This window comes from Pseudactinotalea sp. Z1739, assembly GCF_049725055.1.
GTDB lineage: Bacteria > Actinomycetota > Actinomycetes > Actinomycetales > Beutenbergiaceae > CALKWS01.
On record NZ_JBMPQA010000009.1, the window covers coordinates 42242 to 55648 of the forward strand.

Genomic DNA, 13407 nt, shown 5'->3' on the forward strand with positions numbered 1-13407 from the left:
CCGTCTGGGTAGCGCCGTGACGACACTACGACTCCGATGGGGCAATCGGCACCAACACGCTCGTTTTCAGCGAGATTTCGCCGATTCTTTCGAGTTCAATCTCCACATCAATCACAATATTCACATGTGTCACATCAGTAACGACCCTTGGCGCCGTCCGCGGCTCCGGGCGGCGAATCGCCCCCCAGGGCGGTGGCAGTGCCAGAACCAGCCGCGGAACCTGCTTCGTCCTGGGCGTGCAATCGGCGCAGGTAGTCGTTGTAGTCGTGCAATTCCCGGTCGCCGTCGCGCACGGCTCGCTCATCCAGTCGGCGGGCCTGACGCTCATCCGAGCGCAGCCACTGTGCGGCCAGGACCAGGGCGGCGATGATCACCGGGAACTCACCGGCGCCCCAGGCGATCGCCCCACCGATGGATTGGTCGGCCAGCAGCGCCTCCGTGTCGGTGAAGCCCAGCTGGTTCCACCAGTCCTCGGCGAGGACGTAACTGAGGGCCATCACCGAGATGCCGAAGAAGGCGTGGAAGACCATCGTCACCAACAGCACCAGCAGCCGGACCAGATGCGGCGGTTTCCGTGGACCGGGGTCCACGCCGATCAGCACCCAGAAGAACACGTACCCGGTCAGCAGGAAGTGCGCCTGCATCACCACGTGACCGCCGTGATCGCGCAGCGCCCACTCGAACCAGCCGGTGAAGTAGAAGGCGATCAGGCTCCCGGCGAAGATCACTCCCGCGACCACCGGCCGGGTGATGAAGTGGCCGTACCGGGACTGCAGTATCACCAACAGCCACTCGCGCACGCCCCGGGAGCCGTCGCGCCGCACCGGCAACGCCCGCAGCGCCAGCAGCACCGGCGCCCCGAGTACCAACAGCAACGGGATCACCATCATCAGGCTCATGTGCTGGAGCATGTGGGTGCTGAACTGCAGCCGCCCGTACACGCCCAGCCCGCCGCTGGTGGAGAAGACCAGCAGCACCATCGCCAGGAGCCAGCAGATCGTGCGGTGGATCGGCCAGGTCACCGAGCGTCGCGTCAGGATGCGCACCCCCCGCAGGTACAGGATCGAGGCGAGCAGCACCGCGGCGATCAGCATCCAGTCAGGTTGCACCTGGGTGAGAAGGTTCACCGGCGAGACCGGCGGGGGCGGGGCGAAGCCCAGCAGCGCATGCTGGACGTCGTAGGTGACCCGCTCCTGGGGCACCGGCGGGGCACTTGCCGACAGTGCCACGGAGACCCCCACCGTCAGGGCCATCACCACGATCTCACCGGCCGCCAGACGCACGAACCGGCGCGTGCCCGTGGGCCCGTCCAGGGAGGGGAGGATCCGTTGCCGCTGCACCCAGCCGGCCGTGCCGAGCACAGCCAGCGCCGCGATCTTGACCAGCAGCAGCCGGCCGTAGGGATGGGCGAACAGATCCTCCGGGCCCTGCAGCCGCAGCAGTCCGTTGACCACACCGGAGAGCGCAACCGCGGCGAACGCCACCAGGGCCAGCCGGGAGTAACGCAGCGTCACCGGGCGCAGGTGCCTGCCCAGGCGCGGCGCCAGCACGCACAGCGCAAGCAACCCTCCGACCCATATGGTCACCCCGATGAGGTGTACGCCGAGACTGTTGACGGCGTTGGCATGTTCATCGGCGCCGGCGGCGTGCCCGGAGAGCGCCAGCGGGAGCAATGCCGCGATGCTCAGCCCGCCGGCCCACCCCAACCGGCCGATGCGGCTGGGGAAGGCCAGCAACACCACCGTCACCAGCACCAGGGCCACCGATAGCACCCGGGTTCGACCGGCCTGCAGCTCGGTGGCGAAGAAGACCACCTGGCCGAACAGCCCCGGGTCGGTCAGGGGCATACCGATGGTGTGGGCGGTGGTGAGAACGAGGAGACCCAATCCGGCCAGTGCCCAGCACCCGGCGGCCAGGGCGCCCCAGCGGGCCAGGCGCCACTGGTGGAAGCCGGAGACGCCGCGGTGGTCCGGATTCCCGGGCAGGGCGAAGGCGGCCAGCACCGCGGTACCGACCGTCGCCGCGGCGGCGATGTCATGGACGGCCCGGGAGACCGGGAGCCCGTACCGCACGCCGGCCCCGGGGTCCAGCAGCGCCTGGGCAACCAACTCACCGGTCGTGGTCAGGGCGAGCAGACTCACGGCCACCGCTACCACCAATGCCACGCCGATCAAGGCGAGGTAGCCACGCCGGCCGCCTAGCCGTCGCCGACCCTGCGTGGCCGGTGACCCGGTTCGCGTGGCGTCAGAAACCGCTGGCACCTGTGTTCACCTCGGACTGCTCTGGTAGGAAGGCTGTGGGGCCGGGCCGAACGACCCGGTCTCCTGGCACGGACGGAACGCCCGTCCAGCCGGGGCTGGATCGCCCGAGTTCGACGGCGCATCCCCCGGGCGGCGCGCAGCGCCGTCGTCGGATCGAGGGACCTCGCCGGGTTCGCCGGGTTGGTCCCTAGTGTACGACCGGCCGGCCGGGTCCCGAGTTGGTGGGTCCCGTGGGCCACAGCGGAGGGCCGGTCCGTCGGCCCGCAGGGGGCGGCACGACAGGTCGGTGATTAGGCTCGACGCGAGGCGAACCCAACCGGAGGTGGACGATGAGCGTGTTGACCGAGGAGTTGTTGGAGCGGATCCGCGAGCGCGCCGCCGGGTACGACGAACGCAACGAGTTCCCCATCGAGGACTTCGACGAGCTCGCCGGTGCCGGCTACTTACGCTCCCTGGTGCCGGTGGACCTGGGCGGCTCGGGCCTCTCCCTGGCCCAGATGGTCGGCGAACAGATGCGCCTGGCCGGGGCCTCGGGCGCCACCGCGTTGGCCGTGAACATGCACCACGTCTGGCTCGCGGTGGCCCGGGTGATGGCCGACCGCGGCGACGACGCGCTGGAGTTCGTGGTGCGGGAGGCCGCCGAGGGGGAGGTGCTCGCCTTCGGTATCTCCGAGCCTGGCAATGACCTGGTGCTGTTCGGTTCGCGCACCGAGGCACGGCCCGACGGCGAGGGCGGCTACACCTTTCATGGCACCAAGATCTTCACCTCCCTGGCGCCGGTGTGGACCCGGCTGGGCACCTTCGGCAGCGATCACACCTCCCCCGATGCGCCCAAGAGCGTCTACGCCTTCATCACCCGTTCGGGCGTAGCGACCAAGGACGACTGGGACACCATGGGCATGCGCGCCACCCAGTCCCACACCACCGTGCTCGACGGGGCCCGCGCCGCAGCAGATCGGGTGGTGCGCCGCCTGGACCCCGGGCCCAACCCCGACCCGTTGATCTTCGGGATCTTCTCCTCGTTCGAGATCCTCACCTCTTCGGTGTACGTCGGGATCGCCCAGCGCGCCCTGGACCTGGCGATCGAAGCCGTGCGCGCCCGTACCTCGATGCAGCACGACGGCACGACGCTCGCGCACCTGCCCGACCCGCGGCGCCGGATCGCGGCGGCCGGAATCGCCCTGGAGGGTGCCAGGACGCAACTACTGGCGCTGGCCAGGGATGTGGACGAGCAGGTCGAGCACGGTCCGGCGTGGTTCGCCAAACTCTCCTCGTTGAAGGTGCGGACCACGCAGGTCGCCAAGGACGTGGTGGAACACGCCGTGCGGGCCGCCGGCGGCGCCTCCTACTTCCGCCGCCACGAGTTGTCCCGGCTGTACCGCGACGTGCTGGCCGGCATCTTCCATCCCTCCTCGGAAGACTCGGCCCACCAGACGATGGCCACCCACCTGCTCGGTCCCGTCCCGGACTGAGCGCACCACCTCGGGCGCGCCGGCCGCGCCGGATACGATGCGGAAGGAAACGTTCACCACCCAAGGAGTCCACCCGAAGTGTCCGCAACCCTGCACGCCACCGGCCTGAACGTCAGTTACCCCGGAGTGCCGGTCCTGAACGGGGTCGATCTGACACTCGAGCCGGGACTTCCCCCGCTGGGAGTGGTCGGCCCGTCCGGAGCGGGAAAGACCACCCTGGTGCAGACCTTGCTGGGCGCGCTGAGACCCGACACCGGGCAGGTCACCTGGGACGGTCGCAACGTGCACCGCCTGTCCCGCAAGGACAAGAAGCGGTTCAACGGTGCGGTGCGGGCGGTGTCGCAGTACTCGATGACCATCTCCGACCCCAAGATCACCGCCGGCCGGGTACTCAAAGGGGCCCTGGCAGAGGCACGCAAGGCCGGGCGCACGCACGCCACCTCGGTGGAGGAGTTGCTCGCCACGGTCGGCCTGCCGAACAGGTTCGAGAGCCGCTCGATGATCACCCTCTCCGGCGGGGAACGTCAGCGGGTGGCCCTGGCCAAGGCGCTGGCCACCCGTCCGGAGATCCTGTTCCTGGACGAACCCCTCACCGCTGTGCACCCGGCGGCCCGCCTGGAGATGGCCGCGCAGATCGGCGAGTTGGTCACCGAACTGCGCACCGGGGTGTTGCTGCTCTCACACGACTTGGAACTGGTGGAGCGGATGTGCCCGAACGTGCTCATCCTGGCCGAGGGCTCGTTCGTGGCGTTCGGCCCGTTACGCGAGGTGCTGGCCACCTCCGACCACCCGGCAGTACGGGACCTGGCCGAGGCTGCGCCGCTGGCGAACCAGGCGTTCCGGCCCTGAGATCAGGCCGACCTGAGCAGTCCTACCAGTGGCTCCCAGGCCTCGGTGAGGATCTCCGGCAGTGAGTGCCGGGAGGCACCCGCCCTGGACCACGCCCCGATCGCCGCGATGAGTGCTCCGGCGTAGGCGGTCCCGGCAACCTCTGCGCGGACTCCTTCCACCCCGGCCTCCACGGCATGCCTGCGAATCACCGAACCGACCGTTCCCACCCGCAAGGACGCCGCGTGGCGCAGTTCCTCATCCAGTCCCATCGGCTCGGCCTGACCGTACGCCAGCGCCACGTTCTCCGGAGGAAGCTCCGCAGCGAGTTCGAGCAGGGCGTGCCGGACCACCTCATCCAGGTCCGCGCCGCGGGTGCGCACCAGCGCATCCGCCAGTTCCCCGAAGGTTGAGTCGAAGGCGGTCCAGAGCAGGTCGGACTTGGTGGTGAAGTAGTTGAAGAAGGTGTTCCGGGAGACCCCGGCCCGGCGCGTGATGTCCACCACGGAGGTGCGCGCGTAGCCTCGCTCCAGGAACAGTTCCCCGGCGGCCTCCTCGAGCACGGCCCAGGAGGAAGCCCTGGGCCGACCGGAGCGGCGCGGCGGGGTCATAGAACCATCGTACGAAGAAGTCCCGGGACGGCAACCCGCGTCCGCGCACGCTCACTGCGCGAGACGGAGGCGCGGGCGGTGCGAGCCTGCCCGTTCGACCTCGCTGCCGGTGCGCCGAGGCCCGCGCGGCTCCGGGTCAGGGACGACTGGGGACGATAGCGTCGGCACCGAAATCCATTACCGGCGAAGGAGTCCGATGCACGCCCGAACCGAGACCATCCGAGCCCTGGCCCACTATCTCGAGCAGTGGCTGGCCTTCCAGGGCGCCCACGCCCGGGTACCCGGGATCCAGGCGGCGGTGCGCGTCGGGGAGGAGCTCGTGCTCAACACCGCATGGGGAGTGGCCGACACCAGCACCGGGGAGGAACTGACCACTGGTCACCTGTTCCGGATCGCCTCCCATTCCAAGACCTTCACCGCCACGGCGATCATGCAGTTGGTCGAGGCCGGGCGGTTGCGGTTGGACGACCCGCTGGGCGAGCACATCCCCGAACTCGCCGACGCCCCGATCGCAGTGGTCACGGTCCGGGAGGCGCTCGGCCACCAGGGTGGGATCATCCGCGACGGCAGGGACAAGGGATTCTGGCAGCGACTCACCCCCTTCCCCGACCGCGCCGGACTGTTGCGGTTGGCCACCGATGAGGCCCTGACCTACCAGCGCAACGAACACTTCAAGTACTCCAACGTCTCCTACTCCCTGCTCGGATTGGTGATCGAGGCCGCCTCCGGGTCCGGCTACGCCGACTACGTCCGCGAACACGTGATCGATCGGCTCGGGTTGGCCGGCACCGGCCCGGAGTTCGATCCGGCTCGGGCGGCGGACTTCGTCCACGGCCACACCGCGCTGCTGCACGGGTCGGATCAGCGCGAGCCGATCACCCACGTGGACTCCCGTGCCTTCGGTCCGGCAACCGGCTTCTACTCCACGGCCGCGGATGTGACCACCTACGGCGCAGCCCACTTCCTGGGCTCGGACGCGCTCCTGACCGATGCCTCCAAACGCGTGATGCAGCGCCTGGAGTCGGTGATCGAGGGCCCGGGCACTCCTACCGCCCGGTACGGGGTGGGTATGAGCCTGCGCCGGCTGGGCGATCGGGACCTGGCCGGCCACGCCGGTGGCTACCCGGGTCAGATCACCCGCACCTACATCGACGCGACCGATCAGATCGTGGTCAGCGTGCTCACCAACGCCATCGACGGACCGGCCGACGCGCTGGCCACCGGCATCGTGCGGCTGATCGAGTTGGCCCTGAACCCCCCGCCCGCACCCGCGTCCGCCCCCGGCCCGGAGGTGGACCTGGACCGCTACGTCGGACGGTTCGCCAGTCTGTGGGGCGTGACCGACGTGGCTCGCGCCGGCGACCGGTTGTACCTGCTCACTCCGAGCAACCCCGACCCCACCGAGGCCTACCTGCAGGTCACTCCCACCGGTGCGAACTCCCTGCAGATCGAGAGCGCCTCCGGGTTCGGTCCCGTGGGCGAACAAGTGCGCTACGAGCGGGACGACGACGACCAGATCACCTCGGTGTGGATCGGCGGCGCCCAAGCATGGCCGACGCAGGCGTTCCTGGCCCGCCGCTCCGACCTGGCTCGCGGTCCGCTGCCGGGTGGCGCGTGAGCGCACCTGCTCCGGCACGAGGGGCGCGGTGGCGGTGAGGTTCATCACGGCCGGGCAGTAGCAGTACCCGAGAGCCATAGACTTGTTGGACTCCATCCAGCAAGTCGGGTCGCCTCCTGCGGCCGCGCCCACCCGGTGAAGGAACTCATGCCTACCCTCCCCCGCCCCGTTCGCGGCCGGCCGGCCCTGACCGCGGTGAGCCTCGCCGTCGTCCTCACCATCGCTGCCTGCACCACCGAGCCCGAGGACGGGGCCGGCCCGGACCCGGCCACACCCGAGGATGCCGCCGGCGGCGGCACCCTGATCTATGCCACCGGGGACGCCGAGCCCACCTGCCTGGACCCCCACGTGGGCGGCAACTACCCCCAGGCCCTGATCAGTACCCAGTACCTGGAGCCGCTGCTGGGCCGGGACGCCGACGGCACCATCCTGCCCTGGCTGGCCACCGACTGGGAGGTCAGCGACGACGGCCTCACCTGGGACTTCACCCTCGCCGAGGGTGTGACCTTCACTGACGACACCCCCTTCGATGCCGAGGCGGTCCGGATCAACGTCGAGCACGTACAGGACCCCGACACGGCCTCTTCCACCGGCTACCTGGCGATGGAGAAGGTCGAGCGGGTGGAGGCGGTGGATGTCCATCACGCCCGCTTCCACCTGGCCGAGCCCGACTCGGCGTTGCTGGAGTCCCTGACCCAGCCGTGGAACGCGATGCAATCCCCGGCCGGGATCGATCGCGGGATGGACGCCAACTGCGCCGCGCCGGTCGGTACCGGCCCATTCGTCGTGCAGGAGTGGGTGCCCCAGCAGCACGTCACCCTGGTACGCAACCCCGACTACACCTCCGGGGTGCCCCGGGCCGACAACGACGGCGTGGCACACCTGGACCAGATCACGTGGCGGTTCATCCCGGACCCGGCCACACGTTACGCAGCGTTGCAGTCCGGGGAAGTGCACGTGATCGACAACCCCGAACCGGAAGCGATCGCCGGGGCGGGCGAGGACATCGAGCACATCGACGCGCCCCGTCCGGGCTCGGTGAACCGGCTCGAACTCAACGGCGGACAGGCCCCCTTCGACGACGAGCGGGTACGGGAGGCATTCATCCGCGCCGCCGACGTCGGCCCGGGCATCGACACGCTGTACGCCGGTGTGGCCGAGCAGGCGTTCTCCCCGCTGTCCTCGATCGAGCCCTACGCCTACGCCGACGAGTCCTTGTTCAGCACCGACCCCCAGGCCGCCGAACGGCTGCTGGACGAGGCCGGGTGGAGCGAGTTCGACGACGACGGCTACCGGGTCCGCGACGGCCGGCGCCTGAGCGTGCGCATCCCGGTCTCCACCAACCAGTCCGTGGCCGCCGAACAGTCGTTGCTGGAACAGGTGCAGGCCAACACCCGCGCAGTGGGCTTCGAGGTGATCCTGAACCCGGTGGACCTGTCCACCTGGTACGGCGACCTGGCCGCCCACGACTACGAGGCGGTCACCGCGCCCTACACCAAGGTCGGCCCGGACGTGCTGCGGATCCTGTACCACTCCGACTCCCTGGTCCCGGCACCCTCGGGTTACTTCGCGAACCTGGCCCAGGTCGATGATCCGGAACTGGACGCACTCCTGGAGCGGGCCGTGGCCACCGACGACGAGACCGAGCGTGAGGAGTTGTACGCCCAGGCCCAGGCCCGGGTCCTTGAGGGATTCCACATCCTGCCGTTGTATGACCAGCAGAACCACTTCCTGGTGAACGGAGCCTCGGGGGTGTGGACGCTGGACACCGTGGCCACACCCACCTTCATCGACGCCCGCCTGGACTGAGGTGATGCTCGCGCTGCGCTGGATCGCCGGGCGTCTGGGTGCGGCCGCGCTGGTGGCCTGGGTGGTGGCGACCGTGGTCTTCTTCGCCCTTCGCGGGGCCGGCGGAGACCCCACCGAGGCCATCCTGGGTGGGCCCGGTTCACAGGCCGGCCCGGAGGCCGTGGCCGCGGTGCGGACCGAGTACGGCCTGGATGAGCCCGTGCTCGTGCAGTACCTGTTCCAGTTGTGGCGGGTGGCCACCTTCCAACTCGGAGACTCCTACGCCCGGCGCCAGCCGGTGTCGGATCTGATCGGCGGGCAGCTACCGGCCACGTTGATCCTGGCAGGTGCCGCGCTGGTGCTGGCGTGGGTACTGGTGCTGCTCATCGCTACCGCGGCGGTCAGCGCCCGAGGGCGGGTGGGCCGGCTGGCGGTCAGCGTGCTGCGCGGGGTGGAGATCGCGGCCTCGGTGCTGCCGCACTTCTGGTTCGGTGCGGTCCTGATCGCCCTCTTCGCGGTCTCGTTGGGCTGGCTGCCGGCCACCAGCACCTCCTCGGCACCCAGTGCGCTGGTACTGCCCACCATCACCTTGGCCGTTCCCGTCGCGGGTTTCCTGGGGCAGGTGATGCGAGACGGGCTGGCCGAGGCCCATACCGCCCCGTTCGCCACCACGTCCCGCGCCCGGGGCGCCTCGGAGCAGTGGGTGCTGGTCCGCCACTCCCTGCGCCACGCCGCCCTCCCGGCGATCGCACTGTCCGGGTGGGCCTTCGGGTCGCTGCTGTCCGGGGCGGTGGTCGTGGAGACGTTGTTCGGGCGGCCCGGGTTGGGCCGGTTGCTGATGGAGGCGACCACCGGCCAGGACGTACCGCTGGTGATCGGCTCGGTGCTGGTGGTGGCGCTGGGATACGTGGTGGTGATGACCCTGGCCGACCTGGCCGAGTGGGTTCTGGACCCGCGGCTGCGAGCAGGCTCGGTCTCCCGGCGTGCGCGCACGCCGCAGACGGATACGGCGGTGGGCGGATGAGCGTGTCCGGTGTGTCCCGGCCGAGGTCGCGCGTGCTCCCGGGGCGTGGTGCCCTGTCCCGGCTCGGCCTGCCCGGGCTGATCGCGGCGGCGGTGGTGGCCGTCGTCGGCCTGGCCACCTTCTGGCCGCAGGTGCTCACCGGTGTCGACCCGAACGCGATCGCCCCGGCGGATGCGCTGTCCCCGCCCGGCGCGGAGTACTGGTTCGGCACCGACACCTCCGGGCGGGACGTGTTCGCCCGGGTGGTGCACGGCGCCTCGCAGTCGGTGGGCATCGGGCTCGCCGCCACCGGGATCGGCGTCGGTCTGGGGGTGGTGATCGGGTTCGCCTCCGGCCTGGGACCGGTCTGGCTGGATGCGGGCCTGCGCCGGGTGATCGAGGTACTGTTCGCGCTGCCCACCCTGGTGCTGGCACTGCTGCTGGTGGCGGTGATGGGCCCGGGGGTGCGGGCTTCGGTGATCGCGGTGGGCCTGGCTACCGCACCGGGATACGCCCGGATTCTGCGCGCCCGGGTCCGCACGGTGGCCCGGGCCGGGTACGTCGAGGCGGCACGCCTGGAGGGGGCCGGCCCGTTCGAGGTGCTGCTTCGCCATGTCGTGCCCAACTCCCTGTGGCCGCTGCTGGCGATGATCACCCTGGGTATCGGGCAGGCGATCGTCTGGGTGGCCGCACTGAGTTTCCTGGGGCTGGGCGCACTGCCACCATCCCCGGAGTGGGGGGCGATGGTCAACGGCGGACGGTTGCACATCACCAGCGCCTGGTGGCTCGCTGTCTGCCCGGGCCTGGCCATCACCGTCACCGCCGGCGCGCTGACCGTGCTGGGCCGGGCGGTGGGTCGGCTGGGCCGGCGATGAGCCCGCTACTGAGGATCCAGGACCTGTCGGTGACCTTCGACGGCGTGGGCCAGGTGCTGCGAGAGGTCTCGGTCAGTGTGGCCGCCGGGGAGTGCGTGGCGGTGGTGGGCGAGTCCGGTGCGGGCAAGTCGGTGCTGGCCCGCACTGCGCTGGGTCTGGCCGGTGAGGGTGGTGTACCGGCACAGATCCGCGCCGGTGTCCTGGATGTCCTCGGCCAGGATGCCCGGTCCTTCACCCCCCGGCACTGGCGCCGGATCCGGGGCGCCCAGGTGGCGATGGTGCTCCAGGATGCGCTGGGGTCCTTGGATCCGCTGCGCACCGTGGGTGCCGAGGTCGCCGAGACCCTTGCGGTACGCGGCGTACCCAGCGCGCAGCGCCGCGAGCGAGTGCTGCAGGCGCTCACCGACGCCGGATTGGACCAGCCGCACCTGCGCGCCCAGCAGCGCCCCGCGGAACTCTCCGGCGGGATGCGCCAGCGGGCGCTGATCGCCTCCGCCCTGGCCGGTGGCCCGCAGTTGCTGGTGGCCGATGAGCCCACCACCGCCCTGGATGCCACGGTCGCGGCCACGATCCTGGACCTGCTGGCCCGGCTGCGCGATGAGGGGATGGGCATCCTAATGGTCAGTCACGACCTGGGCGCGGTCTCCCGCGTGGCCGACCGGATCGTGGTGCTGGCCCAGGGGCGACTGGTCGAGGCCGGTACGGCCATGCAGGTGCTCACCGCTCCCGAGCAGCCCTACACCAGGGAGTTGATGGCGGCGGTGCCCCGCGGCCCCAAGGCCGGGACGTCGTCCACAGGTGCACAGCCCGACGGGGCCGGCGGTGCGCGGCCGAAGCACCCCGGTTCCGGCGAGGCCGGGGCGTCGTCACCGGTGCTCGCCGCACGCGGCCTGGTGCGCCGGTTCCGTCTACCGTCCGGTGGCTCGCTGGCCGCCGTGGACGGAGTGGACCTGCAGGTCCGGCCAGGCGAGGCGATCGGAGTGGTGGGTGAGTCCGGATCGGGCAAGACCACCCTGGCCCGGCTCCTGCTGGCTGCCGAGGAACCGGACGAGGGCGAGGTGGACCTCGCCGGTGAGGCATGGAGCGGGGTTCCCGAACGAGACCGTCGATCGCGCCGCCGGCAGATCCAGTACATCCCGCAGGATCCGCTGGGCAGCATGGACCCGCGCCACCGCGCCGGGCAGATCCTGCGCCGGACGCTGGACCGGGCCCGCTCGAGCCGGACGCCGGCGGAACTGCTGGCCCGGGTGGGTCTGCCCGAGGAGGCGCTGAACCGCTACCCGCGCGCACTGTCCGGTGGACAGCGCCAACGCCTGGCGATCGCCCGGGCCCTGGCCGGCCGTCCGAAGGTCCTGGTATGTGATGAGCCCGTCTCGGCCCTGGACGTGACCGTTCAGGCACAGATCCTGGACCTGCTCACCACCGTGCAGGCCACCGAGGGGGTGGCGCTGGTCTTCATCTCCCATGACCTGGCCGTCGTGCGCCGGGTGTGCGAGACCGTCCTGGTGATGCGCGCCGGCAAGGTGATCGAAAGTGGCCCATTGGAGCAGGTCTACGCCCGGCCCGAGCAGGACTTCACACGCCAACTCCTGGCTGCGGCACCGAACTGGGACTAGCAGCAGATCCTCGGCGTCGACCCCTATGGACAGCGCAGGTTAGCGAGCGCTAACATCGGCTCTGTTATCGATCGCTAACGCGTGTCGTTGTCCCGGGACGGAAGCGACCAGTTCCCGGGGACTCGCTGGGGCGTAGGCACACTCAATGCCGAGAGGGACCATGTTCGAACTTTCCGAGGACCACGAGATGTTCCGCGGGGTGGTGCGCGACTTCGCCGAGTCCGAGATCGCTCCGCACAGCGCGCAATGGGACCGCGAGCGCCACTTCCCCGTCGATCTGATCCCGAAGATGGGCGAACTCGGCCTGTTCGGGCTGACCGCCCCGGAGGAACTCGGCGGTGCCGAGGGTGACTTCCTGTCCATGTGCGTAGCGATCGAGGAGATCGGACGGGTGGACCAGTCGATCGGCATCACCCTCTCGGCAGGGGTGGGGCTGGGAATCAGCCCGGTGCTGACATTCGGCAGCGAAGAGCAGAAGCAGCAGTGGGTGCCGGACCTGGTGGCCGGACGCGCACTGGCTGCCTTCGGGCTCACCGAACCCGGGGCCGGCTCCGACGCCGGTGCCACTCGCACCCGAGCCCGGCTGGAGGGCGATGAGTGGGTGATCAACGGTTCGAAGAGTTTCATCACCAACTCCGGTACCCCGATCACCTCCCTGATCACGATCACCGCGCGTACCGGTGAGATGCCGGACGGGAGCCCGGAGATCAGCACGCTGCTGGTACCCGCCGGCACACCCGGGCTGACCGTGGACCCGCCCTACGACAAGCTGGGTTGGCACGCCTCGGACACCCACGGGCTCACATTCCACAACTGCCTGATCCCGGCCGGAAACATCGTCGGTGAGCGCGGCGCCGGCCTGCGACAGTTCCTGCACCTGCTCGACCACGGCCGGGTGGCGATCTCCGCGCTCGCGCTGGGACTGGCCCGGGCGTGCTTGGACCTGGGCACCGACTACGCCCGCACCCGGGAGGCCTTCGGGCGCCCGATCGGGGCGAACCAGGGGGTGGCGTTCCAGTTGGCCGACCTGGCCGTCTCGGTGGAGGCGGCCCGCGCGCTGACCTATCGCGCGGCCTGGCTCAAGGACGAGTGCGACGCCGGGCGCCGGCCCGCCAAGGATCTCACCCGCGCAGCCGCGATCGCCAAGGTCTACTCCACCGAGGCAGCCGTGGATGCGGCCCGCACCGCCACGCAGATACTGGGTGGTAACGGCTTCATGGAGGAGTTTCCCGCGGCCCGGTACTACCGGGACGCCAAGATCCTGGAGATCGGGGAAGGCACCTCGGAGGTCCAGCGGATGGTGATCGCCCGCGAACTCGGACTGCCCCGCTGAGC

10 protein-coding genes are annotated in these 13407 nt (G+C 70.4%); 8 read left to right on the forward strand and 2 right to left on the reverse strand.

Going from position 1 to position 13407, the window contains the following annotated elements:
- Positions 1 to 134 precede the first annotated feature (134 nt).
- Positions 135 to 2165, reverse strand: a complete 2031-nt coding sequence (locus ACO0LV_RS12615) for a cytochrome c oxidase assembly protein (protein WP_424788258.1) — start codon at positions 2163 to 2165, stop codon at positions 135 to 137.
- 425 nt (positions 2166 to 2590) lie between these two features.
- On the opposite strand from ACO0LV_RS12615, the gene ACO0LV_RS12620 reads away from it, so the two are divergent.
- Both ACO0LV_RS12620 and ACO0LV_RS12625 read left to right on the forward strand, forming a co-directional pair.
- Positions 2591 to 3733, forward strand: coding sequence for an acyl-CoA dehydrogenase family protein (locus tag ACO0LV_RS12620; RefSeq protein ID WP_424788259.1), 1143 nt, complete (start codon positions 2591 to 2593; stop codon positions 3731 to 3733).
- A 78-nt stretch (positions 3734 to 3811) separates the two neighbouring features.
- Positions 3812 to 4582: an ABC transporter ATP-binding protein gene (locus tag ACO0LV_RS12625; protein WP_424788260.1), complete on the forward strand. Its 771-nt coding sequence runs from the start codon at positions 3812 to 3814 to the stop codon at positions 4580 to 4582.
- 2 nt (positions 4583 to 4584) lie between these two features.
- On the opposite strand, the gene ACO0LV_RS12630 is transcribed toward ACO0LV_RS12625, so the two are convergent.
- Entirely contained in the window at positions 4585 to 5172 is a 588-nt protein-coding gene (locus ACO0LV_RS12630) for a TetR/AcrR family transcriptional regulator (protein ID WP_424788261.1), read from the reverse strand.
- A 196-nt stretch (positions 5173 to 5368) separates the two neighbouring features.
- Here ACO0LV_RS12630 and ACO0LV_RS12635 point away from each other — a divergent pair, with 196 nt between their 5' ends.
- The 6 genes from ACO0LV_RS12635 to ACO0LV_RS12660 all read left to right on the forward strand — a co-directional run bounded on the left by ACO0LV_RS12635 (position 5369) and on the right by ACO0LV_RS12660 (position 13405).
- Entirely contained in the window at positions 5369 to 6790 is a 1422-nt protein-coding gene (locus tag ACO0LV_RS12635) for a serine hydrolase domain-containing protein (RefSeq protein ID WP_424788262.1), read from the forward strand.
- A gap of 147 nt (positions 6791 to 6937) precedes the next feature.
- Positions 6938 to 8599 carry an ABC transporter substrate-binding protein gene (locus ACO0LV_RS12640; RefSeq protein ID WP_424788263.1) on the forward strand — a complete coding sequence of 554 codons (1662 nt, stop codon included), beginning with the start codon at positions 6938 to 6940 and terminating at the stop codon, positions 8597 to 8599.
- A 4-nt stretch (positions 8600 to 8603) separates the two neighbouring features.
- Positions 8604 to 9602 (forward strand): ABC transporter permease, encoded by a 999-nt coding sequence (locus ACO0LV_RS12645; RefSeq protein WP_424788264.1) that lies wholly within the window; start codon positions 8604 to 8606, stop codon positions 9600 to 9602.
- On the forward strand, positions 9599 to 10456 hold the full coding sequence (locus tag ACO0LV_RS12650; RefSeq protein WP_424788265.1) for an ABC transporter permease: 858 nt from the start codon (positions 9599 to 9601) through the stop codon (positions 10454 to 10456). Before ACO0LV_RS12645 ends, ACO0LV_RS12650 begins: the two co-directional genes overlap by 4 nt.
- On the forward strand, positions 10453 to 12072 hold the full coding sequence (locus tag ACO0LV_RS12655) for a dipeptide ABC transporter ATP-binding protein (RefSeq protein ID WP_424788266.1): 1620 nt from the start codon (positions 10453 to 10455) through the stop codon (positions 12070 to 12072). Before ACO0LV_RS12650 ends, ACO0LV_RS12655 begins: the two co-directional genes overlap by 4 nt.
- A gap of 160 nt (positions 12073 to 12232) precedes the next feature.
- Positions 12233 to 13405, forward strand: coding sequence for an acyl-CoA dehydrogenase family protein (locus ACO0LV_RS12660; RefSeq protein WP_424788267.1), 1173 nt, complete (start codon positions 12233 to 12235; stop codon positions 13403 to 13405).
- The last annotated feature ends 2 nt before the right edge of the window (positions 13406 to 13407 follow it).